The following is a 26,324-nucleotide window of genomic DNA, read 5'->3' on the forward strand; positions in this document are numbered from 1 at the left end:
AACCATTTTTAAATCTCTCAAAACCTAGCAAGGAGTTTGCGTTGCATAAAAAAGTTCTGTTGGCTTTAACTGCCAGCTTGATTTGCCAAGAGTCTTTGTTTGCTAAGGATAAAGACTACACTTTAGGCAAGGTTTCTACTGCCGGCAAAAAGGATAGATCTGATTATTCTGGGCAGGTCAATTTGGGTTATAGCGGGATTACCGCACCTAAAAGTTGGCAAGATGAAGAAGTGAAAAAATACACAGGAAGCCGCACGGTGATCTCTAATAAAGCGCTCACCCAACAAGCTAACCAAAGCATTGAAGAAGCTTTACAGAATGTCCCCGGTCTGCAAATTAGGAACGCCACCGGTGTGGGGGCTATGCCTACTATCCAAATCCGTGGCTTTGGAGCGGGCGGTTCAGGGCATAGCGATGCGACGCTGATGTTAGTTAATGGTATTCCTGTGTATATGGCCCCCTACGCTCACATTGAGCTAGACATTTTCCCTGTTACCTTTCAAGCCATTGATCGCATTGACGTGATCAAAGGTGGAGGCAGCGTGCAATACGGGCCTAACACTTATGGGGGTATTGTCAATATCATCACTAAGCCTATCCCTACTCAATGGGAAAACCAAGCGGCTGAAAGGATCACTTATTGGGCTAAGGCTAGAAACGCCGGGTTTGCCGCTCCCCCTGATAAAACCGGCGATCCTTCTTTTATCAAGTCTTTAGGCAACAACCTCCTCTATAACACCTATGTGAGAAGCGGAGGGATGATCAATAAGCATGTGGGTATCCAAGCGCAAGCTAACTGGGTTAGAGGCCAAGGCTTTAGGGACAATAGCCCCTCTAGTATTTCAAACTATTGGCTGGATGGGATCTATGACATCAATGAAAGCAATGGGATTAAAGCCTATTACCAATACTACGATTTTGCTATCGCCCAACCGGGATCACTCAGCGAGCAAGATTACAAAACAAACCGCTTCGCTAATTTGCGCCCCTTAAACCAAAAAGGCGGGCGCTCACAACGCTTTGGGGCTGTGTATGAAAACCGCTTCGGGGATTTAGACAGAGTGGGCGGGACTTTTAGCTTCACTTACTACGGGCAGTTGATGACTAGAGACTTTCAAGTGAGCTCTAGCTACAATAGCGCTAACATGGTTACTTGTTTTAGCGAAGCGGCATGCAGGGCGGCGGGACTTCCGGCAGGGTATAACTTGGCTGTGCCTTATTATGCCACCAACTACAATGGTTGGGCAGAAGTAGAAAACCCTGTGCGCTCCATTAACAACGCTTTTGAGCCTAAAGTGAATCTGATCGTCAATACCGGGAAAGTCAAGCAAACCTTTATCATGGGCTTGCGTTTCATGACCACCACTTTTTTACAGCGCCAATACTTAAACACCAATGAATGCGCCACCAAAACGAGCGGTGAGGGGGCAGGATTCTTGTGTGAGGGCGCTAATGTGATGAGCGGTTGGAAACCCCACATCAAGCATGGCGTTTATAGAAACTGGAATAACTGGCGTAACAATTACACAGCAGTTTATTTGAGCGATCGCATTGAAGCTTGGGACGGGCGCTTTTTCATCGTGCCTGGTTTGCGCTACGCTTTTGTGCAATACAACAACGAAAATGCGGCTAATTGGGCGCAAATCCCTGAGAAGGATTTAAGAAAAATCAAGCACATGAACAATTGGATGCCCTCAACCAACATTGGCTTTATCCCTGTGCAAGGCGATCACAATGTGCTTACCTACTTCAACTACCAACGCTCTTTTGTCCCGCCTCAATTAGACGTTTTGAGCTATGGAGGAGCGGAGTATTTTACCCAACACTTTGACACGGTGGAAGCAGGAGCGCGCTACACCTATAAAGATAAATTCAGCTTCAATGCGGACTACTTTAGGATTTGGGCGCGCGATTTTGCTACCGGGCAGTATTCAGTCTATACGAGCGGTCCCATGAAAGGTAATGTGCGCCCCATTAATGGCTATTCTCAAGGCGTGGAGCTGGAATTGTATTACAGGCCTATTAGAGGGTTGCAATTCCATGCCGCTTTCAACTACATTGACACTCGTGTAACCAGCCATGGCCCTTTAACAGACTTGAATGGGGATGTGCTAAAAGGGACTAGCTATAACAAGCATTTCCCATTTGTAAGCCCTTTCCAGTTCATTTTTGACGCTCGTTACAATTGGCGTAAAACCACCATTGGTATTTCTAGCTATTTTTATAGCCGCGCTTATAGCGGGATCAGCAACAGCGCAGCAGGGGGCTATTACGGGATGCAATATTATAGTGGGGGGAACAACTATGAAAGCGTTCTTAATAGCGGTTATCAATGCGAAGCTTGGTGTATGACCCAGCATGAAGGGCTCTTGCCTTGGTATTGGGTGTGGAATATCCAAGTGAGCCAAATTTTCTGGGAAAACGGACGACACAGAGTTACAGGAAGCTTGCAAATCAATAACATCTTCAACATGAAGTATTATTTTACAGGGATTGGCTCTAGCCCTGCAGGCTTGCAACCCGCACCTGGAAGATCGGTTACAGCGTATTTGAACTACACTTTCTAAAGGCTTTAAAAAGGAGGGGGGTTATTGCGCTATGATGAGTTACTAGCCGCTTAGCGATTTCACTAATTTCACTAATATTGTGGAGCATTCATTTAAGAATATTCCAAATAAGTTTCTTTGAGGCTGGCCTTAGCCCTTTGCCAATTGGGTAAATACAAACTCAGCAAATCCCTAAAATATTCGTTATGGTGGCGCGCTTTGAAATGCAATAATTCATGCACAACCACATATTCAATGCCCTCACTAGGCGCTTTAGCCAATTCCAAATTGAAAAGCAAGGTGCGTTTAGCAATGTTGCAACTCCCCCATATCCGTTTCATTTTTTGGATCTTAAAGCTTTGTATGTTTTCGTTTAAAATCTTTTCATAATGGTTGATGTAGGTTTGTATTTTTTCTCTTAAAACTTGTCTGTAATAATTTTCTAACACCTTTAAGCGGTTTTCTAAGCTTGTTTTTTGATGGACATGCAAGATTAAATATTTAGGGCTTTGGAGGACGAAGTGTTTTTTTATGGTGTGTTCAATCTTTAACAAATGGCGTTTCCCAAAAAGATAATGGCTTTCTCTTTCTAGCATTCCTCTTTGGCTCTGTCTGTTTTGGTTTAAAAAATTTTGTTGCTGTTCTTTTATCCAAGGGAGTCTTTTAATCAAAGAAAGCCTAAGGCTCTCATCGTTTAAAGCTAGGGGGCAAGACACACGCACAGAGCCATTAGGCGGGCAAACGCTAATGTGTAAATGCTTAATATCCTTTTTTTCTATAGCGATATTGGTATTATTTAAAGTCAAACAATAAGCGTTCATCAATGATATTCCTCTATGCGTTTGGCTAAATTAAAGACATTTTCTGACAAACCCTCATCACCTATGATTTTTCTTAAAGCGAATTTAAGAATTTTTTCTTTTTGATGATGCCCCACCCAACCATCTTTTTTATTATCCCTTATGCATGCGTCTATTTCTAGGGCTAAGGCTTCATTTTCATCTAAATTATCATAGAGGGTTTTTAAAGCGTCAGTGTTGATTTTTGTAGGGTAATTTTTATCTTCTTTACGGATAACTTGTTTGGCTAAATGTTGGATTTGTTGCAAGTATTCTAAATAGGTTAATTTCTTTTCTCTAAACTGGTTGATCAAATCGTTTAAAAGCGAAGATAATTTTTCGTAATACTTAGGATCGCTCGCTTCTTTTTCTATAATGCGTTTTCTAGTGTTGTTAGCGATGCATTCTGCCATAGAGCTTTCATTTTTAAACGCTTGAGACAGATCCTTATTAAAATCATTAATATCCATTTGGGCTAAAACTTCGCACAGCCCTTGATCTTCTATTTTAATGAGCGTCTTGCTATCCGTGGCTTTAATGTAAGCGTCTAAGATCCTACGCATCTCTTCGCTATAGCTTTTTAAATCCACGCTATCCCCACTGCTTAAACCAATCATCTTTTGTAAATGCCTGTAAAATTCCGCTTCTTGTTTGATTGTTTGCATTTCTTCTTTAGAATAAACGGGCTTTTCTAAATTATTTAGCTCCACAAACATTCTTAAAAACGCGCCAACAAGCTGGTAAAATAACCGCCTTTTTTGAGCGTTTTTTTCTAAATCATTCCCGCAAAAATAAGCGGTATAATCCTCTTCATCTTTTGGCTCTTTCACGCTTTCACAAAGCGATTTCAACTGATCTCTAGCTTCTTCTAATTTTTTCTTAATCTTTTGGGCTTTGTCAGAGATAAGCCCTTGAATGTCTTCTCTTTCGTAGTTTTCAAACGCTTTATTAGTGTAATCGCTGTGCGCTTTTTCTAAACTCTCAAACAAATCCTTATAGTCTATGATACAGCCAAAATCCTTATCTTCACCATCCAGTCTGTTCACCCTGCACACCGCTTGAAAAAGCCCATGATCTTGCATTTTCTTATCCATGTATAAATAAGTGAGGCTTGGCGCATCAAAACCGGTCAATAGCTTCTCCACCACGATCAATAGCTTCATTCTAGAAGGCTCATTAATAAAACGCTCTTTAACTTTTTCTTCAAACTCTTTGATTTTATTAAGGGCTTTTTTCTCATCTTTTTCATCAAAAAAGTTTTGCAGCATTGTGCAATAAGCGCGGTATTTGTAACTCTCTTCGCTCTCATCGCTCCCGCAATCTTTCAGATCAGCGATATTGGGTTCATAGCTTGTGATCACAGCCACCTTATCCTTTAATTCTGTTTCTAAAAAGAGTTCAAAATACCGGCATGCGTTATACACGCTTCCAGCCACCAGCATGGCATTCCCCTTTTCACTCCTTAATCGTGGGAGTTTTGCCATATCCAATACAATATCTTGCACAATGCGAGCCAATCTGTCTTTAGTGGAAAAAACTTTTTGCAAATTAACCCATTTCTTTTTAAGCTCTGTTTTAGCCGTATCATTCAAGTTTTGGGTTTTTAATTCAAAATATTCGTCCAGCTTTTCAGGGCTGCTGACATATTGATCCACGCTCCTGGCTTCATAGTTTAAATCTAGCACCACTTTATCGCTAACGGCTTCATTAAATTTATAGCAATGGATATAATTCCCAAACACTTCCTGGCTTGTCTTTTTATCTTGTTTCAATAAAGGCGTGCCGCTAAAGGCGATAAAAATCGCATTAGGAAGCAGGCTTTTCATGGCGTTGTGCAATTTACCGCTGTGGGTTCTGTGGCATTCATCCACTAAAACAATCCATTCTTTAGAGAATGTAATTTTTTTCTAATCTCTAAGAAATCAATATCTAGGGATTATGACTATGCAAGAAACAGTTTTTAAAAGAAAAGTTTTGGATGCGAATATCTTAAAAGAAATGCATGCGAACAATGTCGTTTATTCCAAACATTCAAAAGACAGGTTTATTCCTTTCAGATTTAATAAATTTAATTATGTTGAATGTAAGCTCTTTAAAAAGATATTGAACTTTCCTAGCAATACAACTTTCTTTGGTGGCACAGGCTGTAAGAAACTCATGGAACTTTTAAGTGAAATTGTTATAGATTCTAGAAGTTCCAAAATCGCATTAAACCGCCATTATGCTTTAACTCGCTTGCAGTGGTGCGATAGAACTTTAAGGCATAATCTCCAAATTTTAGGGAAAATAGGATTTCTAACTGCTTTTAAGAACAAAAAGGGCTATATTTTCTTATCTATGCATGACTTCACTAAAATAGAAGGCTACGAGCATTTGGGTTTGAATGGGGAGAGCAATTTACCTAATAACTTCTTTTTAGGAATTTGTTGTTATTTGAAAAAACTCTTTAAGAAATTAAAAGATAGTACATTCAAACTCTCAAACAAGCACGGTGCATTCTTTTTAAAAATCCCTAAGCATTTTCAAATGCAAAACTTTAACAATATTTTTTTGGAGTTTGTGTCGGTTAATAATTCTTGTCTTTCTTGTAGATTAACTTATGATCAGCTTGTTGGCAAAAAAATTCCAAACATCAAGTGTTCTTACCAACAAGCGATTGTAAAAAAGAATATCTATAGAGCATTAGAAGAACTATCTATAGATAATGTGAGTTTAGCATCATAAAGAAAACAAAGGATAAAAAATGCAATTTCCACTCAAAAAAGAGTTAAAAATTTCACAAAAATATGTGATTCCTAAAGGCTTTGACCCTACAAACAAAGAATACAAAAATCTTTTGGTGAAAGATCTACCTAAAACAGTGCATAGGGAAGTTGAAATCGCTATGAGATTGTTATTTGAAATCAACGAAATAGAGACAGCGATTGAAGTCATGAAATTTCTCACTCAAGCAATGGATCGTGTTTTGTATGATGTGAGAACCAAACATTATGAAATGAGACTAGCCAAAAATATTAAAAAAAGTAGATTTGGGTAAAAGACTATGGCTTATATCGCTAATTTACAATTCTTACCATTAGATGAAATTTTACTTTCTAATGGTTATAAACACAAAGTAGAGAAATCAAGCAAAAATAATCCGGCTCTTTATAATGAATACGATACCGTTAAAGGCACACTTATTGTTTCAAGAAAGCCTGATGGGAGTTATCATTATTTCAACACTCATAATGATGAAGATAAAGGCACAATTATCGCCTTTTGTAAAAATCGTGGGCTAGATTTTAATGATTTACTCAAAAACAGAGATGATTTAGAAATTAGCGATAAGCCAAACTACAAATATAACAATTCCAAGCTTTATGCAATCATTACCAAAGAACAAGAAGCAGAGCGTCAAAAAGTGGTGAAACAATTTGAAAAGCTCCCTACCTACGATACAGAAAGCTCAGATTTGTTTCATACTTTATTAGATAGCCGCTCTTTGGATAAAACTTTACTAAAACCTTATAATCATTTACTTAAAGAAGATGAACATGCAAATTTATGCGTGCCTTGCTATTTAGTCAATGATAATGGAAATTTGATACAAAGTGGGTATAACAAGCGATTGTCCAAACCTTTCACTATGCAAGGAGCTACTACTCCCACTAAACACTTAATGCAAGCAGGTTCTATCAAGGGTTTTGAAGTTTTATGCCCACAAAATACTAAAAATATTCAAAATATTATTGTGGCTGAAAGCGTTTTTGATGGCTTAAGCGTGTTAGAAATGCAAGGGCTTGATTCCAATCAAACAGCTATTATTTCTACTATTGGTAATTTCACAGAAGAAAGAATGCAAAAATTTGTAGATAAATTTCTTAATACCATCAACACTCATAAGTGTAAGGAATACAATGAATACCACAAAGAAATTGATCGCTACAACAAGCAATTAGGGTACTATGAAAATTACACAAATTTTCAAAAAAGATATGAGAAATGGCGTGCTAAAGAGTTAGCTAAACACAATAATGACCCTAAAAAAGTCCCTAATGACCCCTTTTTCTCGCCCATAAGAGATAAAAATAATCTTATCCCTAAACCCATTTTTAAACCTAGTGCTCTAGCCTTACGCCTAAAAGAACCAAAAATTCCTAATTTAAGTCTTAATATTATTTTAGCAATGGATAATGATGAACAAGGACGAAAATTCAATGCTATTTTGGAAAAAATTTTTTACGCTCACACTAAAGAAATTCCAAATATCTATACGCCTATCAGTAAAGATGCGAACGATGATTTGAAAATTGCTAAAGCATTAGGATTGAAGCAAATTAGCAATATGATTTTACAAGATTTTTTATTTGATGCTAAAGAAAAAATGCAAAACCCTACTACCACACCATTACAAAAAAGCATCTTGGCTAACCAATTACAAAAACTACAAGATCTAATGCCAAAACCTAAACTACTACAAGGAGTGTTTAATGGTTACCAACAAGATCATGGCTTTGGATCTAAATATGTAGCTAATTCTGTCTATTACACCAACAATCAATCTCAAAACAAAGGACATGAAAGATGAAAACAAAACATAAAGAAATAAGAATGTTTAAGAAAATTCGCAGAATGATGAGTTTGGCAATGTTAATGCCTAGTTTTTTATTGGCAGCACCAGATTACAGACAAAAATTCACTCAAATATTGGATTTCATAAGTAATGATTTTATCAAAGCTATCGGTGGTCTAATCATTGTTGGGACTTGCATTTACGCCTATAAAAATTGGGACAGGCTTGGAGAAATTGGTTGGAAATGCGCTGGGATTATCATTATAACCGCTGCTATTTCTAATGCTAAAACTTTAAGTCAATGGTTATTTTAGATGGCATTGCATATTGTTTGTATTGAAAGTACCAACATTAGAGAAATCAGCAAAAGAGAAACTTTTTTGGGGTTAAACTTGGATAGCTGGATTGTTAGCTTCTTAATGTCGGCATGGTTACTTTCATTCCAACCACTTTATGCTATGGGTTTAATGGCTAGTTGTGTGTTTGTATTCTACATTTTAGAATTTTTTGATGAAGATATAACAGCCATTTTGCACGCCCTTTTCACCTTAAGAACAGGAGCTAGAAGTTATTATGCTTGAGAAAGTTTTTAATTCTTTATGCTCGCTAGTTCCTAAGCGTTATAGCATGAAAGAAGAAACTAACATTGTAGGCATTTACAATGAGCATTATCTTTTAAGTGAAAAATCAAACCTTGTGGGTGCTCTTAAGCTAGAGGGAATTTCTTATTTATCTTTAGATGACAAAGAAATAGGGCAAAAATTTAATGAACGCATTTTAGCTCTTAATGAAATTGTAGATGGAGTGCATTTTAAAATCGTAGCTAAAAGGCGTAAGATTTTCATGCACCATGAATATACTCAAGAAGAGATAAGTAATCCTTTTGCATTAGAAGTTATCAATTTATGGGAGCAAGGGGTTGAGGATGTCTATCAAAATTTCTATTATTTAATTTTTGAAACTAAGAATGATAGCATTAAAGGTTATTTGGAACGATTTAAGAAAAAAATCACTACCAATGAATTAGAAAATATTCAAGAAAGTGATAAACAAAATGAAGTTAAATATCAAGAAAACTATTTCATAGGCTTTGATAATTTTAATTTAGTAGATAAATCTAAAATATTAGACAGCATTATCAATAATGTCAAAAGCATGCTTTCCAATTTGTTTGTAGAAAAATTAGACGCCAATAGTTTGCTTAATTTTTATGCGGAATATATCAATGGCGTTCCTAGTGAATACACTTTTGCTAGAGGTCGTTTGCATGATGGCATGATCAATTCTGATGTGCATTTTAAAAAAGATTTTTTCACTCACATTCATAATGGTAAAGAGATTTTCAAGCGTTTCATCAGCATTAAGACTTATGATATAGACAAAATTGTCAGCACTGCTCTTTCTTCAGTGTTGCATTTATCTTTAGAATTTGATGTGATTTTAAACATTGACAATATTCCTAAAGCAAAGGCTGAAAAAAAGATTGAAACTAAAAGAAAAAGAGCGAATAAGAGTATTAGAGTTGAAATTGATGAATTGAATGACATGGTTAAAACAGACAGAGTTTTAATGCAAGAGATTTCTTTAAATATTTTAGTTCATGCCAAAACTAAAACCGATTTAGATAGTGCTTGTATAGAAATTGCCAACTTGCTCAAACAAAAAGGCATTGTAAACACACAAGAAAGTATTGGCATGCTTCCTATGTTTTTTAGCTTCTTCCCCAATCGTAATCGCTTGAATTTTAGAAAGCGTTTGTTGTCTAGTCAAAATATTGCTTCTTTAATCATATTAGAAAAGCAAAATTGTGGTTTTTCTAGAAATTCATGGGGTAACCGCCATTTAACTATTTTTAGAAACCAAGACAAATCGCCTTATTTATTCAATTTCCATGCTTATGAGGCAAAAAGAAAAGATGATATGGTATCAGGTCATACCATCATCTTTGGTGGCACAGGGGCTGGTAAAACCACTTTAATTGAATTTTTAATCACTAATTGTTTTAAGTATAAAGATTTAAGTATTTTGGCTTTAGATAGAAATAATGGCATGCGTGTGATGACTGAGTTTTTAGATGGCCACTACAACGATAGCAATGATTTTTACATTAATCCGTTTTCTTTAAAAGATACAAGCGCTAATTGCACCTTTTTAGTGAGTTGGCTAGCGTTCATGCTCAATATTGATGAATATACTAAAGATGAGAAAGAAAAAAAGACTTTAAGTGCCTTATCTAAAACGATCAGAGTTTGCTATAACAATATCACAAAACAAGGGGGTGCTATTTTTAAGTTAAAGGATTTTAAAGACACGCTAGAAAGAGACTATTTAGATAGCAAAGACATTTTAGAAAAAGAGGGCTCAAAAGACTTATACAAGCATTCTACTGATTGTTTAGACTTTGCCAAAAAGCTTTCCGTTATTGATATGGACGCTCTTTCTAGTAATAAAAAAGATTTCCACTTGGCAGTATTATACCTATTCTATAAAGTCATGAACAGAGCTAAATTAGAAAACAAGCCTTTTTATATATTCATTGATGAAGCAAAATCTGTTATTGAAAATCCCATCATGTTAGCTAAAATCAAAGACACACTCGCTCAAGCTAGAAAACTCAATGGGGTTTTAACTTTAGCCTTTCAAGACATTAACCAACTTGATGGTGTAGAGGGAGCAAAGTCCATTGTGGAAAATGCCGCTCAAGTCATACTCTATCCTACAAGCAATTTTGAGAAATTAGAGAGCTATGGCATTTTATTAAGTCCTATTGAAAAATCCTTTTTAAACAAAACACCATTAAACGCTAGGCAAATATTAGTGAAAAACCTCCTCACTCAATCTAGCGTATTTTTAGAGATCAACTTAGAAAAGTTAAACAGCACCAATAAAAAATTTTTAAGAGCGTATAGCTCTAGCGCATCTAGCGTTTTTGAACTGGAAATGCTTAAAAAGGATAATCCAAGAGATTACAAAGAAATTTATTTGACAAAGGAGTAGGAATGAAAGATAGCGTGATTATTATTGAGAGCCCTAATAAAGTTGAAAAGATTAAGCAACTAACAGGTGCGGAAGTTTATGCAACTATAGGGCATTTTACTAACCTTATAGGCGTAGATATTGAAAATAATTTTGCTTGTAAGTTTGAAATCAAAGAAGAAAAAGCTAAGAAAATAAATTTTTTAATTAATGCTTGTAGGGACAAAAAAGTCTATATCGCTACTGACCCTGATAGAGAGGGCTATGGTATTGGCTATCAATTCTATAAAAAAATTAAAAATGTAGCTAGTGAAATTTATCGTGCAGAATTTCATGAGATCACACCAAGCGGTATTGAAAAGGGCTTAAAAAATGCGGTGTTATTTTCTCGTTCTAACACCAATTTATATCAATCATTCTTAGGCAGGATTGCAAGCGATCAGGTTGTTGGATTTGCTCTAACAAACTATTTAAGAAAAAGTTTAAACATTAGTGAATTGAGCGCTGGTAGAGTACAAATTCCAGCTCTAGCTTTAATCTGCCACAGAGATCAAGAAATAAGGGATTTTGATAAGTTGGATGGTGAAGAAAAAGTAGATTATCAAATCCAAGCTAAGATTGTGTGCAATGAAAAAGAAGTGATTATTAAGCATGTAAGGGCGAATGAAAAAAACGAACTAGTGGATTTTAAATTTAAAGACAAAAACGAAGCATCTCAATTTTTAGAAGATTTAAAGGACGGATTAGGATCTATGAGCGTTCTAGCTTCATTAAAAGAAAGTCTTTATAATAAAGAACCCAAAAAACCTTTCACCACTTCTAAACTTTTATCCCAAGCGAGTAAAGCCTTAAAAATACCTACTAAAGAAATCGCACAGCTTGCTCAAAAACTCTTTGAAGCTGGTCTCATCACTTATCACAGAACTGATAGTGAATTTTTAAGTCCTGAGTATCTCAAAGAGCATCAAGCGTTTTTTGAACCTATTTATCCGAGTGTTTATCAATACAGGGAATATAAGGCTGGTAAAAATTCACAAGCTGAAGCACATGAAGCCATAAGAATTACACATCTGCATGCTTTAAAAGACTTAGAAAAAGTGTGCAGTGACACTAAAATAAGCGAAGAATTAGCGCTGAAGTTGTATCAACTTATTTATGCCAATACAATTTGTTCTCAAAGTAAAAACGCCCTATACAATCAATATGATTGTATCTTTAGAATTAAAAGCGAGAGTTTTAAGCTCTCTTTCAAACTTTTAAAAGAAAAGGGTTTTTTAGAGATTGAAGAACTCATTCAAGGCAAAGAAGAACCTAACAAGGAAGAACAAGAAAATGAAATAGAAAACTTTTCATTAAAAGAAAATGATAGTGTCCCATTAAAAGAAGTTTTTATTAAAGAAATAGAAAAACCTAGTCCTAAACCTTATAAAGAAAGTGCCTTTATTCCCTTATTAGAAAGCGAGGGGATTGGTCGTCCTAGTACTTATGCGAGCTTCTTAGATATTCTTTTGAAGCGTAAATATATTAGCATTGATACAAAAACTAACGCCATCACCCCTACTAGTCAAGGATTAGAAGTGATTTCATTTTTCAAAAAAGATAAAGAAGTGGATTTCATCGCTCTTACAAGCAAGGATAAGAGCAAATTAGGAAACACTACCAAACAATTTGAAGAATGCTTGGATTTAATCATGAGGGGTGAAGTTAGTTATGAAAAGTTTATGTCTGAAGTCATAAGCAAGTTAAAAAGCACCTCCAAGTTTTATCAAACAAAATCTGCTGACAATAACATGCCTACCGACAAGCAACTTGAACTCATAGACAAAATTTGTAAAGATAAAAAATTACAAAAACCCAGTCAAGAAATCTTGCAGAACAAGGAAAAATGTTCTGATTGGATTGCAGAGCATATTAAAGAAAAACCTAGTCAAAAACAACTGGATCTGGTTAAAAAAATTTGTGAAGAGTGTAAATTAGAAATGCCAATCAATGAAATATTGAATAACAAATTCGCTATCTCTAAATGGATTGATAAATACAAAAAGACAAAGAAATGAGAATATTTTTAATAGGAATAATTTTGTTATCACTAAGTGGATGTTCTAATAAACAATATGAAATGTATAAAAGCCCTTGTGCCTTTTTCATTCAAATCAACCCATAGGCTAGTTGATGTCAAAAAGAAGCAAAGCTTTAGAACAATTTCATGGCGATTTAAAAAATTTAGAATTACAAACTAAAAGGCGCATGGATTTGTGGGGCGATCTAAAAGAGAATGAAGAACAAACTTTGCTTTTAGAAGAAATTGAAAATGAATTAAAACAATTAGAAAACAAAAAGAATCTTAAAGCAGGCAACAACACAAAAGAAGAAAATCAAGACACTCAAGAAAACCAGCCTAACGATTTGTTTTCTTTGCCATTGCCCACTCAAACCATCATCAGTGAAACTAAAGAGTTTGTAGAAGAGCCTATGACAGAAACAGAAGAAAAAGAAACGCCCCAAAACGAGACAATCCAAGAAAAAAAAGAAAGAATTTTTAAAAACCTTTTCTCTAGAATAGGATTTGATAAAAGTATTGCCCCCACAATGCTCTTTGAAGAAGTGAGAGATGCAAGCGTTATCTATCATTTAGAGAAAAAATTAGGCGATTATATCTTTTATGTAGCGTGTTTCTTCTTTGGCACAACAGCGTTGCTTATTATCTTACTGATTATTCTGTTGCCCTTAAAACAAAAAGAGCCGTATTTAGTGCAATTTTCTAACAATAAAGAAAATTTTGCTTTAGTTCAAAAGGCAGATAGCACCATTACAGCCAATAAAGCTCTTATTCGTTCATTAGTGGGAGCGTATGTGCTAAATAGGGAAAGCATTACTCATATTAAACAACATGAAAAAATGCGTCAAAACACCATTAAAGAGCAAAGTTCCAATGAGGTATGGTATGAATTTGAAAAACTCATCGCTCATTATGACAGCATTTACACTAATCCTTTACTCACAAGAAAAGTAAAGATTGCAAATATCTATTTAGATAAAGATTTAGCCTATATTGACATTGAAGTGAGCTTGTATCATAGTGGAGAATTAGAGAGCTTAAAGCGCTATAAAGTGGTGATGAGTTTTGAATTCAAAAAGCAAGAAATCAATTTTGACTCCATGTCTTTAAACCCTACAGGCTTTATTGTTACAGGTTACGATGTAACTGAAATTGCGATTTTAAAAGACTTGGATGAAAAAAATAAAGTCAAAGATGATGGTGTGAAATCTAGGATTATCCATACCGAGAAAAAAGACCCTCACATGAGCCAATATGAAGATGTTAAGGAACAATAATGAAAAAATTTACCCTATCGCTATTTTTGTATTGCGCTTTGCTTAGTGCTGAAGAGGATATTTTTAGGAACAATGCAAATGAAACTGATCCTACAAGTTCTTTTGAACATGGCAAAGAAAACAACAATCTTATCCCAGCAAAATCTGATAGTTTAGAAAGTTTCAAAGAGCAAGAAAACAAAGAAAAAGCCAAACAGCTTATGGATTTAAAAGCCTTACAGAGCGTGTATTTTTCTAAAAATAGAAAATTGCAAGACAATAATTTCAATGTCTTATATGTGGCAGGCAACACCAATAAAATCCGCTTACGCTATGCGATGACTACCACTTTTATTTTTGACAATGATCCTATTATCTATGTGAGCTTAGGAGATCCTAGCGGTTTTGAGCTCACTTACCCTACTAACGATCATTACGATTTATCCAACATGCTAGTGATCAAACCCTTGCTTATAGGGGTGGATACAAACCTAACTGTAGTCGGAGCAAGCGGGACAATTTATACTTTTTACTTGTTTAGCACCACTTACACCAGCAAGTTTCAAAGCTATTTTTCAGTGTTTGTCTCTAATAAAAGAGCTATCGGTAAGCTCAATATTTTGTCTAAGAGCGATCTAGAAAAAAGAGAGCAAGAACAATTGGCTAAAACAGAAACAGATACGAATAGCTCTAATAAACAAGATAAGCAAAAGCTTGACTATAGAAAAATCAATTATGAGAGCAAGGAAATTGATGATGGCAAGTTTATAAGAATTGGAGATGAAGTCAATCACATTTTCATTGAAAAAGCTAAAATCAATCGTGGTTATTTGCAAAAACCCAAACACAAACGCACCTGGTGGAGTTTGTGGCTCTATAAAAAACCCAGTGATGACGCGCTTGATATAAAGGCACTAGATGTCTTTGATGATGGCAAATACACTTATTTTAGATACGACAGAGATCAAGCCTTTTCAAAATTTCCTTACACCTATAAGGTTGTAGATGGGTATGATAATCCTATCAATAGCCGTGTTGTAGGGAATTACATTATTGCTGAAGATGTTTCTAAAAAATGGACTTTAAGGAGCGGTAAGGAATATGTGTGCGTAAGAAGAGATAAGCACAAATACCAAAAATCTAAGGACTTCATGCGTTTAAAAAGGCTTTTAGAGCAAGATGAAGCCATGAAAGCCAAACGAAACAACATTCACTTGATTGAAGACACTACGCCTCAACCTAAAAATGCCATTAGCGTAACGGAGTTGTTAGCTCAAATCAAAAACCAAACTCCAAGCAAAGAATGCCGAGCCTTAAATGAAGAAGAAGTTAAGACTTTAGAAGAGGTTAAAAACATCATAAAAGCTCCTAAGCCTTTGCAAAAAGATTTGAAAAAGAACGCTAAAAAACACACCATCAAAACCCAATATTGCGTGCCTATCCCCTATATTGAAAGACTAAAAACCACTGATGGTTTAGAGAAGCATCAAAAGGGGCTGAATAACACCCCAAAACAAATTCAAGCGAACCCTAATGAAGAGATTAAAAAATGATGGGCTTTTTTAGAGTAATTAGAAACGCACCGATTGTAAGTATCTTTATTGTTTTGATGCTTATTTTTTGTGCATGGTTTTTCCTTTATGATGATAGCTCGCCTAAATCAGTGAGAAATTATGTTAAAGGCAAGTTTCCAATTTCTGACTATCTCTACAAAAAAGCAGATAAAAAGGAAATCCCACCACAGAACAATGTCGTTAAACAAGAGAAAGAAGAAATTAAAAAATCTTGTAAGGGTCAGATAACAGATAATAAGGGTAATTTAATAGATGATGATTGCAATATTATAGCCACTCAAAAACAAGTTAATAACTTACCAAATTTGCCTAAGGATTTTAATAAAACACTTATTAAACCACAAAGTCCATCCTTCAACTACAATACCGCTAATGAAGAAGAAAAATTCCGTCTGGTGATTTTAGCGTCTCGTATTAGCACTCAAAAAGAAACACAGCCTCCAATCTCTATAAAAAATAGTGTTTCTAACACAAAATCCAAAGAAAAACGAGAGCTTGAAAAAGAATACGGCTCTAGCGGGTTTAAAAATTTTAAAAGAAAAAATGTAGCGAGCAGTGAAAACAAACTTTTAAGAACGATTACAGCTGACAGGATGATCCCAGCCATTCTGATCACTCCTATTAGCAGTGAAATAGGGGGGAGTAAGATAGTCGCTCAAGTGGAGAGCGATATATACGCAACGATGGGTAGAGCGGTTTTAATCCCTAAAGGGAGTAGAGCCATAGGTTATTACAACTCCAATAACAAAATAGGAGAATACCGATTAGAAATTGCTTGGAATAGGATAATCACGCCTCAAGGGGTCAATATCATACTAAGCGATGCTAAGGGAGCTGATGTCAAGGGTTATAATGGCATGATAGGCACACTCCATAACAAATATTGGGAACGCTATGGTATTCCTTTATCCTTAAGCACCTTGTCAAATGGGCTACTCATAGGTCTTACTAGCGGTCTTACCGAAGCGATGAAAAACAAAAGGGGTGGTTTTAACCAAAACTATTTTGGAGATTACATGATGATGCAAATGACAAGGCAAACTGGTATCAGCCTAAATAATATTATCGCTCAAATCATGCGAGAGCAAATAAGGATTAAGCCCATTATCACTATTAGAGAAGGAAGCCATATTTTTATTAGTCCTAATACGGATATTTGGTTTCCTATCCCTAAAAACAATGAAGTCTTAGCGAAATTCTTTAATGAAGAAAAGGAGCAAAACAATGATACAAAATAGCATTATTAATAATAATTTTATTCTAAATAGTGTAAAATTAAAATACAATATTAAACATAAGGATTGCTAATGGAACTCAACCTTGAAGAAGAATTATTGAACACTCTAGAAGAAAGCAAAGATGCAGAATATGTGGAGCTTTGCAAAAAAGCAATAGAGACGCAAATGGAATTAAGAAAAGTTATGGATAAACGCCTAGAAAATGAAACCAAAGAGTCAAGATCGAGAATGCAAGCAAGGATTACTGAAAGACTGGTTTCAGAAATTTTAAATACCGAAGAGCATTTTTCAAACAAGATTATCCAAAACGAGAAAACGCTTGAAATTATTTTTGATATAGAAAGGACTTATAATAATGATTGATGAATTAAAAAATATTCATGATGCTGAAAAAACTAATGAAAATACCGGCGAAAGCAAGAACAATCAAGTTGTGAAAAGATCTAGACAATACACTAAAAACAAAAAGAGCTACGAAGAGAGTTTAAAGGAGTATAACAAGTATGTTATTACGCAAAATGTTGAACAAGAACGCTATGAAAGTCTTGTAAAAGAATTTGAAGAGCTTTTAAACAAAAGAAAAGCTATTGATAATGAGTTGGATGCTAAAAGTGGGGAAATTATAACTAGTGCTAAAAAACTAGGATATTTCAAAAAACTAAATCATAAGGTTTAAGAATGGTAGATAAGTTACAGAGTTTGGGCTTTTTGAAAGATCTAATACAAAAAAGAGAGGTTTTGTTAAGAAAGAAAGAATTCTACAATGACAAGGTCATTAAAGAAAGATTCCTTATTATGGAAAACAAGGAAAAAAACAGATTGGCTAACAAACGACTAGTGAGTTATAGGAAATCGTTAGCTAATATCAATAAGGAGTTATTAGAATTAAGAAGAGAAATTAACGCTAAAAAGACACGCACCTTTAAAATTCAAGATGGTGAACAATATCATGGTTTTATAGAAAAAGGTGCAGATAAATGAACGGTCTTTTCAATTCTAAACAAGAGCAACTCCCACTAGTATTGCAAAGATTTGTGAGAGATTTAAAGCCTTATTTAGAAATGCCCATCAATGAAATCATGTTTAATAAAGAAAAAGAGTTTTATTTGGCTAAAGGCTCTTCTATGAGATTAGTGGCTGATGAAAGGTTCAGTCAAGATTACTTGATCACTTTTTGCGAACAATTAGCGAATTTTAGAAATCAAATGTTTGATTTAAAGCACCCACAGCTCGCTACTTCTATACCTTACACACAATTTCGCGTGCATGCCTTACATCCTAGTGTTATTGCTAATAGTAATATTGCGATCAATATTAGAATACCCAGTCTTTTTAAATTCCCTATTGAGAGTTTTAAACTTTCTCAAAAATGTTTAGAGAAAAACATGACTTACCAACAAATTATCAATGCAGTAATGGATGCAAAAAACATGCTCATCGTAGGTGGGACAAGTAGCGGTAAGACTTCTTTTGCAAACTGCTTACTCAATTTTATTCCTTTAGAAGATAGAGTGGTTACTATAGAAGATAGTCCTGAATTACATATGGAAAATCCTAATCAAGTTAACATTTTGGTAGGAAAAAATGAAGATAGCTTTTTTACCTATGAGCAAGCTTTAAACTCGGCTATGAGAATGACACCTAAAAGGCTTTTGCTTGGCGAACTTGACACAAGAAACACTTCTTTATTTTTAAGGCTCTCTAACACAGGACATAGTGGTATGATAAGTACTTTACATGCCAATAGCACTAAAGATGCATTTGAAGCTATTTCTATGAATATGGCAATAAGCAGAAATGAAGTAAGCCCAACCGCTCTTTTAAATTATTTTTGTGCTGGAATGGATTATTTAATCTATTTGAAATTTAATTATAAAACCCATGAGAGAGAAATTACAGATTTTTTAGATGTCAAAACAGATTTAAAACAACTTTTAGGATACGAATGAAAAAGACGACCAAACCTTATCAAAACTCTAAACTTAAAAATGGTGGGAAACGCTTAGTGTTGGTTTTAGAGAAAAACGCTTATGAGAAACTCAAAGAATTATCTAAAAATCACTATATGCCTATGACTAAATATATAGAAACTCGTATTCTAAGCCATTCTAGCGATCTTAACACGCAATCTTTAGCGCAGTATCAAGCCCTTAAAAAAAGTCTTTTAGTCTATATGAAAAATCTTAATCAAGTTTATAAGGGCTTGAATGCAACTTTTAATAATTTAAACCAAATCGCTCATCATTTAAATCTTCAAGTTTTATTGCAACAAGAAAATAAGGTTTCTACTATTCTCAGTGAGACTTCTTTAAAGCAAATAGAGATACAACTTATTTCTTATGCTAAAGAAACACAATTTTTAAAAAAGGTTATTTTAAGTAGCTTGATTGGATACAAAAAAATAATAACGGAGGATTAGTATGGAAAATTTTCACCAAAAAATTTCTATCATTTTACTTCGCATGCAACATAGCGTTGTAAATTTGAAACAAACTATTGCTATGCAAAATAATATAGCCAAGAGAGAAGAATTAGATAAAAGTCTTTCTAATCTTTTAATGAATTTTAATGAAATAATAAATTTGTTAGAAAACGCTCAAGATAGCCAAGAAGAAAAGCTCAAAATCGCTGAAGAACTTCTAGAAAAAGAAATAGACAAATTTCTCAACAAATTTTAAATCACTGGACTTCACTGCATGCATAAATACCGCCCTTTTATTTACTCTTTAAGTATTGTATTAGTACCTATTGTATTTTTAATTGCATTATTCTATTTAATGGACTTAAAAAGTTTTCACTCTAGCATTTTGCTCAGTCAAGAAATTTTTGCAAATTTAAAGCATTTTAAATCCTTTAAGCCCCAAATTTATTTAGCTTTTATCTACGCTCTTACTCCGTTGATTTTCACTATCTATTTGTTTTTTAAAGGTGCGAATATGAATAGTCATGGTAAGGCTAAATGGGCTAGCATTAAAGATATTGAAACCTATAAATACTCGCTTGTTTCTTGGGTTAAATCCATTTGTGCTTTGTTTTTTCTGTTTTTATTTGCTCCATTAAGCATCTTTGCCATCTTTAAAAAGCACTTAATAATCTTTTGTAATGAAAGAGTATTTGAAGATAAAACAGGTTTTAGGATTTTTGATTTCAAAACCTACTACAACGCCTTAAAGATTATAACAAGACAAATTTTTTATGAAAATTTTTTAAGCGGTTTGATGTTGATGCTTAAAAGTCAAAAAACTTATTACCAAAACTTATTAGGACACCTAAAAGTCTCTATGTTATTAGGCTTAAAAAAAGAAAATCCCATCACCTTAAATTTTGATAATGGACTGCCTTTAGGCGTGTATGATGTGATGACTAGAGCTAAAGTAGTGTATTATAATTCTCCCCTTTCCACTTTAATTGTTGCTCCTCCTGGTGCTGGTAAAACTTCTGCAGTGGCTATCCCAACACTTTTGAGCGTGCCTAGCTCTTGTGTGGTGTTAGACATCAAAGGCGAATTGTGCAATTTAACGGCTGGATACAGGCAAAAGCATTTTAAAAATAAGATTTTTATTTTCAATCCTTATGGAACAGATAATAGTTTATACTTCAATCCTTTTGATAAGAAGATTGTTTATAAAATGAGCTTTAGCGAAAAACGTCGTTTGGTTGAAGAGATTGCTAACACTATCTTTAACGAAAAATCTCAAGACCCTCATTGGGTAGAACAAGCTAAGAATGTCTTTACTTTCCATGCATTGTATGAGCTATGTGTCAATGAAGAAACCACCCTTTTTGAAATTGCTTTATCATTAGATAAAAACTACACTCCTTTGATCAATAAAAGAGGGCGTTTCTATCCACAAGTTTTTAAATGTGTTGAAAAAAGCAAAGAAGAAGGTGGTGGTTTTGAGATGAATAATGATGGCACTTACATGTTAGATAAAGACGCTAATGAAAAACCTATACAAATTGTTGATGTTGATGTTAGGAAATTATGGTATCAACAAGTGGCTGAACAAATTTACATTGATATTGACAAGAAAGAAAACTATGATGGCACAATTAACAAGTTAGAATTGAAGCTAGATAAAGACAAAATGCCTATTTTAGAAGAAGGCATGCTAGATCCTTTCATGCGTTCTTATGCAAACAGATGGGCGAATACTAACACCAAGGAATTTAGCTCTATCAAATCTACTTTTGATAGATTTATGCAAGTATTCACGGATTATAGAGTTAAAAGAGCAACCTCTAAAATGAGTTTTGAATATGAAGATCTAAGAAAAGATAATATCACTCTTTACATTAAAATCGCTCAAACAGATATTGACATTATTGCTCCGTTGATTAGGGTGCTTTTAGAAAGCATAGGCAAAAACTTGCTTTTAAAAGAAAGTAAAAGATTTGATGAAAGAATTTATTTTATACTAGATGAGTTTGTTAGATTTGGCAAACTCAGTTTCTTGTTAGAAATGCCAGCATTAAGTAGAAGTTATGGAGTGGTGTTGCTTTACATCACTCAAAGCAATGCAATGATTGAAAAATACTATGGCAAAGAAGACGCTAAGATTTTAAACGGCACGGTGAATTATAGAGTTCTTTTTAGAATGAACGATTATGAATACGCACAACAAATTTCTAATGAAATCGGCAAGATGACTAGAAAAACACGAAGCCATTCTACAGAAAAAGGACAGCTTATTATGGGTGGAACTTCTAGTATAGGCAAAGAGGCATGGGATTTGATCAGTCCGCAAGATATTCTAAATATTGACAAAGATGAAGTGATTATATTAGTAGGCGGTCATCAAGCCAAACCTTTAAAACTAAAAGCGAATTACTATTTTAGAAATCCTAAAATGACAGAATGCTTGAATTGGGAAGTCAAACCTAATGAAGAAGTGTTTTCCAAATTGTAAAAAAGATTGTATAAGTATTTCACCCATCAAGGCAAACTTTTTTCACTTGTAAACTTTTAGCATTGTGGTTTAAGCACTTGACTCATGCATCAAAACACACAACCTTTAAAAAATATAGTGCTTAATTTGTTATGGGCAAAGCACACAAGATTTTAGCTAAAAATAAAGAAAGTTAGTTCTTAAAAGCAATCAAAACTTGAAAAAGAAAAAGTAAAATTTTTCACCAAATATTTTCAATGAGATAAGTAATTTCTTCTTGATATTTTTTAGGATAGTGCGACAACTCTTTTCCAAACACTCTGCCTTTTTTCAGTTCGCTTTGCAATTTGCGATAGAATTTTCTCAACTCCTTGATCATGTAATTTTCATATTCTCTGTCTTTTTCAGGCGACAACTGATAATTTTTTTTCACAGCACAACGCATGATTTCAAAATGCATTTTATTCTCATAATGAAATTTTGTTAAGCGATCTAGCTTTCTTTGGTGGTTCAATTTTCTCTTTTGCCACTCAGTCATCACAAATTCACTCCGTTATTTGAGTTTCTAGTATTGTAGCATCTTCTAGCAAAATTCAAAAAAAGAGCCAAAAAAGGGTTCTCATTTTTAAGGTTTTTTTAAGGAACGCCGTAACCACCTTATTTAGTGGTCTGCGTAAGACACCCCTACTCAAAAAGTGCACATTTTTTTCTTTTTGAGTGTTATCCTGCCCTTTTTTAGGTCTTGAAAAAACACCATTTTTTTGGTAAAATAAATGGTGTGAAATTTGGGTTCTATTAGGGACTTTTTTACCTTTTTGAAATACCAAAAGCGAAATCAAGTTTACAACAAAGGGGAAGAATTTTTGAGTGGTTTGAAAAACTTTAAAAGAATAGAAAAGAAACACTATTCTTACAAAATATGTCAAATTCTTTTAGACGATGAGGAAGAATCTCTTTTTGAATATGAAGAGATACGCCCTAAAAAAACTCCTAAACCCAAACGATCTTATGATGAAGTTTTTACAGCAGCTATTAAAGAATACGCAAAAACTTTCATCTCTCAAATTGAAACTTCTACTTTGAACTCTAATATGAAAACCAATTCTAAAAAACAAGTTGTGATCAAAAACATAGGCAACATGGCACAGCTCCACACTAACAAGGCAATGGATTACATTGCTAAAGATGGCGAGCTGGTTAGAGATGAATTTTTTAGATGGATTGATTATGGCATTATTGCTAACGATTGGAATGCAGATTTCACTGAGTTGAGAAGTAAAAATCCTAGATTGAAAAACATGGCTATGCATTTAGTTTTTAGCCTTGATGAAGATCTGCATCCTAGTAATTTAGCAATTCTAGAATTAAGCGTTCATAACTCTTTGATTGATGTGCTAAGATATGACTATCCTTTTATGATTAAACTCCATACACACCAAAACAAACCACATGCTCATGTAATCATCAATAAGACCCACAAATTTACAGGCAAACAATTACGCTTTGCTAATAAACAGCATGTTAGGGAATTCTTTTTTCAATTGAGAGAAAGCTTTCAAGACCAGTTATATATCCATTCGCATGGTAGGTTAAATTATTCTAATGAGCCTAATATTCAAAAAAGAATAGCTGGAATTAACGAAGAGCTATCCAAACTTATTTCACAAGGTCAAGAACAATTTAAACAAAATTTTAATCATAATGAGTTTTTTGATAAGGCTTATGATGATGCTCATAGGGAAATGAAACTTCTAGCTAGTGTTAAAAGCAAAGAACTAGACAAGTTAGACTTCATTAAAATTAAAATCATCACTTCAAAAGCGATTGAGCTTTTAGAAGAAAATTTTGAAATAGATGATGAGCATATGGTATGGCTTGAAAAGTTTTTAAAAGAAAAATCCACTAAACCTGACTTAAAAGAATTGGGCATTTTGAAAAAAGGAACTTACAAAAAAGTTAAGGAAAATAATTACCATATCAAGAATTTTGATAAAGCTTTAAAAAACAAAAAGACTTCTCTTTTAGAAAGACAACGCTTGAATGCACTAAAACAAAAAGCCCTAGCATTCAATGAATTTTTTAAAGAGCTACAAAATTTTTATAATAGCGTTAAGAAAATCCATACACTAGAGCAAAAAATAAATGCACTTGATAAGGCTTGCTCTAACTATATTAATATGCCCAATAAATTTCATGCTCTCAATAAGGCTTATCATGCAATTGTTCAAAAAAGAAAAGCTTATGAATTATTAAAGCCATTACAACATCATGGTGCAAACAAAACGATGACTAAAAATCTTATTTTGTTAGAAAAAGAAATTAAAGAACATAACGATGACACTAAAAATGCTTTAGGTATTGTGTATAACTATTTGTCTTATTCACAGTTAGCACTCAATGACAAAACAAATTCATTCGCTCTTAATAGACACTTAAAATATTTAAACAATATTGCATTGATTGCAAGCGATACTTTAAGGGCTGAAAATGTTAATGAGACTAATCACTCTTACATTGAACTTCTAAAAAATCTTGCCCAAAGAGAAAATGAAACCATTGAGCTTTTAAAAAAACGAAAAAATTTCTGTATTGAAAGAAAAGAGCGACTGCAAATTGAGATTTTAGAATGTGAAGATAATGGCAAAAAATTAACTCGCCTTAAAAAGTCGTTGCAATTTTTAGAAAAAGAATTAGAATTGCAAAAGAGTGTAAGTAAGGGTGTGGCTAATATAACGCTAAGAGTGTTGCAAGAAATGGTGTCTTTACAAAATGTGCAAAAAATGCAACAAGAAGTTTCAAGAAATACCGAACCAAAACACAATTTGAAGCAATACACTAGAGATGATAGGTTTGAAAGATAGCCTTACAAACAAGGTATGATGTGAAATCACAACTTGCTTGCCTTATCTAAAAGCATTTGCTTCATTTCTCTTTTCTTGTATTCTAAATAAAAAACAATAGAATCTTGAACAAACACGCTTTTATTTTCCCTGAACGCTCCAAATTCATTCAAATACTCTTCTACGCTATTCATCACTTTCTCTGAAATATAGAGCGTGTGGGCTTTTTTCCTGTCTTCTTTTTCATGTTGGTTTGTTTCATGCTTGTTGGCATTCTCAAAGCGGTTTTCTAAATCGCTTAGCTTGTCTTTTTTAGTATTTTTAAATTCCATGTTTATCCTTTAAAGTAGATTACTTTTAATATCATAACACAATTAAGCGTTATTTAGAATTAAACTAATTCTACCCTTTCATTTTTTGCCCCCTAAATACCCACTCAATTCATCATAGAATTGAGACCATTCGTTTTTAGCCTTATGGTCATTGTATTCCATTACCCCCATACCTTCACTCACTGAACGCTTATAAGCTATCCTTTCGCTTAATAGATTATCCATTAAAAACACGCTTTCATTAGCGTTATTTTGGTGGATAAAATCAATGAGGGCTTTTTTCTCTTTAAGGGTAGGGATGGTAGGGATGCGGTTCATCACAATACAAGCTTTCAAGTTTTCATTCAACGCCTGGATGTCTTTAATCCTTTCTAGCATGTCTAATAACACCGCTATGTCTAGTTGGCTTGGCGTGGTGGGTATTAGCACCCAATCGCTCAATAGCATAGCCCTTTGGCTTTCTTTGGAATGTTCGCCCTTAGTATCAATAAGGATGTATTCGTATTTATCCGTCATCTGTTTTAAGGTGTCTGTGATATTGCCTGTGCGATTAAAGAGCGTGAAATTGGGCAAACTTGTTTCGCTTCTAATATTGTTGAACACTTCCAAACTCTTTTGGCTATCAGTGTCTAATGCGGCAATATCTTTCTTGTCTAGCAATAATTGAACGCACAAGTTCAAGCATAAAGTGGATTTACCGCTCCCTCCTTTTTCGTTAGCTATGGTGATTATCATCGCTTATTCCTTTAGAATTTTGTTAAATATATTTTAAAGATAAATAGCTTAAAAGTATATAAAATAGAAAAACTTAATACTATTTTATTGTAAATAGTTATGTTATCTGTTAGTTCTTTTTGTAATGGTTAGCAGTGTTTTACTAGTGGTGGTTTTTTAGAGTGTTTCTAAAAAGGGGAAAGTTTAGAGAAAAGAATATTAAAAGGCGTTACGCCAAATTCAATAACATTATTTAAAAATATGTTATTGAAAGTATTAGTGAAACTCACATCCCCATGTCGTAATCATCATTAGCCGCTTTTTTCATTGGTCTATGCGCTTCTTGGTTGGCTTGTTCTTTTATCTCTTCTGTTACGCCCTCATTCTCTAAGCTCGCTCTTTTTTCAGCGTTCAAATTCTTTAAGACTTCTTTAGATTTAGGGTTGAACACAGGCTTATAATCTCTGTCTTTGCTCATTTTGGCTAAATCGTCTATTAGAGTTTTA

24 protein-coding genes and 1 pseudogene are annotated in these 26,324 nt (G+C 34.1%); 19 read left to right on the top strand and 6 right to left on the bottom strand.

All coding sequences use genetic code 11. The features are described from left to right. Positions 1-41: 41 nt before the first annotated feature. A complete protein-coding gene (locus tag EAL49_RS03755) occupies positions 42-2,567 on the top strand; it encodes a TonB-dependent receptor family protein (RefSeq protein WP_120829030.1) in 2,526 nt (841 codons plus the stop codon). Positions 2,568-2,659: 92 nt separating this feature from the next. Here the strand turns inward: EAL49_RS03755 and EAL49_RS03760 are convergent, their stop codons facing one another. Together EAL49_RS03760 and EAL49_RS03765 are read right to left on the bottom strand one after the other, a co-directional pair. After that, positions 2,660-3,367 carry a YgjP family zinc-dependent metalloprotease gene (locus EAL49_RS03760; protein ID WP_033740421.1) on the bottom strand — a complete coding sequence of 236 codons (708 nt, stop codon included), beginning with the start codon at positions 3,365-3,367 and terminating at the stop codon, positions 2,660-2,662. Beyond that, a pseudogene (locus EAL49_RS03765) lies at positions 3,367-5,292 on the bottom strand (HsdR family type I site-specific deoxyribonuclease); the annotation flags it as partial. The pseudogene EAL49_RS03765 and the gene EAL49_RS03760, both read right to left, overlap by 1 nt. A gap of 37 nt (positions 5,293-5,329) precedes the next feature. Here EAL49_RS03765 and EAL49_RS03770 point away from each other — a divergent pair. The 17 genes from EAL49_RS03770 to EAL49_RS03850 all read left to right on the top strand — a co-directional run bounded on the left by EAL49_RS03770 (position 5,330) and on the right by EAL49_RS03850 (position 21,953). Further along, positions 5,330-6,109: a hypothetical protein gene (locus tag EAL49_RS03770; protein ID WP_120829032.1), complete on the top strand. Its 780-nt coding sequence runs from the start codon at positions 5,330-5,332 to the stop codon at positions 6,107-6,109. A gap of 19 nt (positions 6,110-6,128) precedes the next feature. Then, the gene (locus EAL49_RS03775) at positions 6,129-6,422 is read left to right on the top strand and encodes a hypothetical protein (protein ID WP_001160325.1); all 294 of its coding nucleotides are present in this window, start codon (positions 6,129-6,131) and stop codon (positions 6,420-6,422) included. 6 nt (positions 6,423-6,428) lie between these two features. After that, positions 6,429-7,955, top strand: coding sequence for a toprim domain-containing protein (locus EAL49_RS03780; RefSeq protein WP_120829034.1), 1,527 nt, complete (start codon positions 6,429-6,431; stop codon positions 7,953-7,955). Beyond that, positions 7,952-8,254 (top strand): virB2 type IV secretion protein, encoded by a 303-nt coding sequence (locus EAL49_RS03785; RefSeq protein WP_120829036.1) that lies wholly within the window; start codon positions 7,952-7,954, stop codon positions 8,252-8,254. The genes EAL49_RS03780 and EAL49_RS03785 overlap by 4 nt, the downstream gene beginning before the upstream one ends. Then, complete coding sequence (locus EAL49_RS03790; RefSeq protein ID WP_001173700.1) at positions 8,255-8,521, top strand: hypothetical protein; 267 nt, start codon at positions 8,255-8,257, stop codon at positions 8,519-8,521. Continuing rightward, the gene (locus EAL49_RS03795) at positions 8,514-10,937 is read left to right on the top strand and encodes a VirB4 family type IV secretion/conjugal transfer ATPase (protein ID WP_033752327.1); all 2,424 of its coding nucleotides are present in this window, start codon (positions 8,514-8,516) and stop codon (positions 10,935-10,937) included. Before EAL49_RS03790 ends, EAL49_RS03795 begins: the two co-directional genes overlap by 8 nt. Positions 10,938-10,939: 2 nt before the next feature. Then, positions 10,940-12,973, top strand: a complete 2,034-nt coding sequence (locus EAL49_RS03800) for a type IA DNA topoisomerase (protein ID WP_120829039.1) — start codon at positions 10,940-10,942, stop codon at positions 12,971-12,973. A gap of 115 nt (positions 12,974-13,088) precedes the next feature. After that, entirely contained in the window at positions 13,089-14,252 is a 1,164-nt protein-coding gene (locus EAL49_RS03805; RefSeq protein WP_120829041.1) for a VirB8 family type IV secretion system protein, read from the top strand. After that, positions 14,252-15,784, top strand: coding sequence for a TrbG/VirB9 family P-type conjugative transfer protein (locus tag EAL49_RS03810; protein ID WP_120829043.1), 1,533 nt, complete (start codon positions 14,252-14,254; stop codon positions 15,782-15,784). The genes EAL49_RS03805 and EAL49_RS03810 overlap by 1 nt, the downstream gene beginning before the upstream one ends. Next, positions 15,784-17,043, top strand: coding sequence for a DNA type IV secretion system protein ComB10 (locus tag EAL49_RS03815; protein WP_120829064.1), 1,260 nt, complete (start codon positions 15,784-15,786; stop codon positions 17,041-17,043). The genes EAL49_RS03810 and EAL49_RS03815 overlap by 1 nt, the downstream gene beginning before the upstream one ends. A gap of 69 nt (positions 17,044-17,112) precedes the next feature. Continuing rightward, complete coding sequence (locus EAL49_RS03820; RefSeq protein ID WP_120829045.1) at positions 17,113-17,406, top strand: hypothetical protein; 294 nt, start codon at positions 17,113-17,115, stop codon at positions 17,404-17,406. After that, positions 17,399-17,719, top strand: coding sequence for a hypothetical protein (locus EAL49_RS03825; protein ID WP_120829047.1), 321 nt, complete (start codon positions 17,399-17,401; stop codon positions 17,717-17,719). The genes EAL49_RS03820 and EAL49_RS03825 overlap by 8 nt, the downstream gene beginning before the upstream one ends. A gap of 2 nt (positions 17,720-17,721) precedes the next feature. Continuing rightward, positions 17,722-18,024 (top strand): hypothetical protein, encoded by a 303-nt coding sequence (locus EAL49_RS03830; protein ID WP_000227831.1) that lies wholly within the window; start codon positions 17,722-17,724, stop codon positions 18,022-18,024. Next, a complete protein-coding gene (locus EAL49_RS03835; protein WP_001013681.1) occupies positions 18,021-18,992 on the top strand; it encodes an ATPase, T2SS/T4P/T4SS family in 972 nt (323 codons plus the stop codon). Before EAL49_RS03830 ends, EAL49_RS03835 begins: the two co-directional genes overlap by 4 nt. After that, complete coding sequence (locus tag EAL49_RS03840) at positions 18,989-19,462, top strand: hypothetical protein (RefSeq protein WP_000753930.1); 474 nt, start codon at positions 18,989-18,991, stop codon at positions 19,460-19,462. The genes EAL49_RS03835 and EAL49_RS03840 overlap by 4 nt, the downstream gene beginning before the upstream one ends. Position 19,463: 1 nt before the next feature. Next, positions 19,464-19,721: a hypothetical protein gene (locus tag EAL49_RS03845; RefSeq protein WP_000427016.1), complete on the top strand. Its 258-nt coding sequence runs from the start codon at positions 19,464-19,466 to the stop codon at positions 19,719-19,721. Positions 19,722-20,261: 540 nt separating this feature from the next. Continuing rightward, positions 20,262-21,953 carry a type IV secretory system conjugative DNA transfer family protein gene (locus EAL49_RS03850; RefSeq protein ID WP_423750150.1) on the top strand — a complete coding sequence of 564 codons (1,692 nt, stop codon included), beginning with the start codon at positions 20,262-20,264 and terminating at the stop codon, positions 21,951-21,953. Positions 21,954-22,173: 220 nt separating this feature from the next. Here the strand turns inward: EAL49_RS03850 and EAL49_RS03855 are convergent, their stop codons facing one another. Further along, positions 22,174-22,446, bottom strand: a complete 273-nt coding sequence (locus EAL49_RS03855; RefSeq protein WP_001016462.1) for a hypothetical protein — start codon at positions 22,444-22,446, stop codon at positions 22,174-22,176. Positions 22,447-22,795: 349 nt separating this feature from the next. Between EAL49_RS03855 and EAL49_RS03865 the strand changes: the two genes are divergently transcribed. Then, positions 22,796-24,793 (top strand): relaxase/mobilization nuclease domain-containing protein, encoded by a 1,998-nt coding sequence (locus EAL49_RS03865; RefSeq protein ID WP_120829052.1) that lies wholly within the window; start codon positions 22,796-22,798, stop codon positions 24,791-24,793. Positions 24,794-24,819: 26 nt separating this feature from the next. On the opposite strand, the gene EAL49_RS03870 is transcribed toward EAL49_RS03865, so the two are convergent. From EAL49_RS03870 to EAL49_RS03880, 3 genes are all read right to left on the bottom strand, one after another. Beyond that, positions 24,820-25,104: a hypothetical protein gene (locus EAL49_RS03870; protein ID WP_120829054.1), complete on the bottom strand. Its 285-nt coding sequence runs from the start codon at positions 25,102-25,104 to the stop codon at positions 24,820-24,822. A 78-nt stretch (positions 25,105-25,182) separates the two neighbouring features. Continuing rightward, positions 25,183-25,839, bottom strand: coding sequence for a ParA family protein (locus EAL49_RS03875; RefSeq protein ID WP_120829056.1), 657 nt, complete (start codon positions 25,837-25,839; stop codon positions 25,183-25,185). A 265-nt stretch (positions 25,840-26,104) separates the two neighbouring features. Then, positions 26,105-26,324: DNA methyltransferase (locus tag EAL49_RS03880; protein ID WP_120829066.1), on the bottom strand; the 220-nt coding region annotated here is incomplete at its 5' end.

The organism is Helicobacter pylori (genome assembly GCF_003637665.1).
Classification (GTDB): domain Bacteria; phylum Campylobacterota; class Campylobacteria; order Campylobacterales; family Helicobacteraceae; genus Helicobacter; species Helicobacter pylori_CK.

What these genes read in the sequence shown, in the direction of transcription:
- EAL49_RS03815 (WP_120829064.1), top strand. Translation starts at nt 15,784, where the DNA reads ATGGGCTTTTTTAGAGTAATTAGAAACGCACCGATTGTAAGTATCTTT.
- EAL49_RS03805 (WP_120829041.1), top strand. Translation starts at nt 13,089, where the DNA reads ATGTCAAAAAGAAGCAAAGCTTTAGAACAATTTCATGGCGATTTAAAA.
- EAL49_RS03870 (WP_120829054.1), bottom strand. Translation starts at nt 25,104, where the DNA reads ATGGAATTTAAAAATACTAAAAAAGACAAGCTAAGCGATTTAGAAAAC.
- EAL49_RS03875 (WP_120829056.1), bottom strand. Translation starts at nt 25,839, where the DNA reads ATGATAATCACCATAGCTAACGAAAAAGGAGGGAGCGGTAAATCCACT.
- EAL49_RS03850 (WP_423750150.1), top strand. Translation starts at nt 20,262, where the DNA reads ATGTTGATGCTTAAAAGTCAAAAAACTTATTACCAAAACTTATTAGGA.
- EAL49_RS03770 (WP_120829032.1), top strand. Translation starts at nt 5,330, where the DNA reads ATGCAAGAAACAGTTTTTAAAAGAAAAGTTTTGGATGCGAATATCTTA.
- EAL49_RS03820 (WP_120829045.1), top strand. Translation starts at nt 17,113, where the DNA reads ATGGAACTCAACCTTGAAGAAGAATTATTGAACACTCTAGAAGAAAGC.
- EAL49_RS03830 (WP_000227831.1), top strand. Translation starts at nt 17,722, where the DNA reads ATGGTAGATAAGTTACAGAGTTTGGGCTTTTTGAAAGATCTAATACAA.
- EAL49_RS03795 (WP_033752327.1), top strand. Translation starts at nt 8,514, where the DNA reads ATGCTTGAGAAAGTTTTTAATTCTTTATGCTCGCTAGTTCCTAAGCGT.
- EAL49_RS03835 (WP_001013681.1), top strand. Translation starts at nt 18,021, where the DNA reads ATGAACGGTCTTTTCAATTCTAAACAAGAGCAACTCCCACTAGTATTG.
- EAL49_RS03775 (WP_001160325.1), top strand. Translation starts at nt 6,129, where the DNA reads ATGCAATTTCCACTCAAAAAAGAGTTAAAAATTTCACAAAAATATGTG.
- EAL49_RS03785 (WP_120829036.1), top strand. Translation starts at nt 7,952, where the DNA reads ATGAAAACAAAACATAAAGAAATAAGAATGTTTAAGAAAATTCGCAGA.
- EAL49_RS03800 (WP_120829039.1), top strand. Translation starts at nt 10,940, where the DNA reads ATGAAAGATAGCGTGATTATTATTGAGAGCCCTAATAAAGTTGAAAAG.
- EAL49_RS03790 (WP_001173700.1), top strand. Translation starts at nt 8,255, where the DNA reads ATGGCATTGCATATTGTTTGTATTGAAAGTACCAACATTAGAGAAATC.
- EAL49_RS03780 (WP_120829034.1), top strand. Translation starts at nt 6,429, where the DNA reads ATGGCTTATATCGCTAATTTACAATTCTTACCATTAGATGAAATTTTA.
- EAL49_RS03760 (WP_033740421.1), bottom strand. Translation starts at nt 3,367, where the DNA reads ATGAACGCTTATTGTTTGACTTTAAATAATACCAATATCGCTATAGAA.
- EAL49_RS03825 (WP_120829047.1), top strand. Translation starts at nt 17,399, where the DNA reads ATGATTGATGAATTAAAAAATATTCATGATGCTGAAAAAACTAATGAA.
- EAL49_RS03810 (WP_120829043.1), top strand. Translation starts at nt 14,252, where the DNA reads ATGAAAAAATTTACCCTATCGCTATTTTTGTATTGCGCTTTGCTTAGT.
- EAL49_RS03845 (WP_000427016.1), top strand. Translation starts at nt 19,464, where the DNA reads ATGGAAAATTTTCACCAAAAAATTTCTATCATTTTACTTCGCATGCAA.
- EAL49_RS03840 (WP_000753930.1), top strand. Translation starts at nt 18,989, where the DNA reads ATGAAAAAGACGACCAAACCTTATCAAAACTCTAAACTTAAAAATGGT.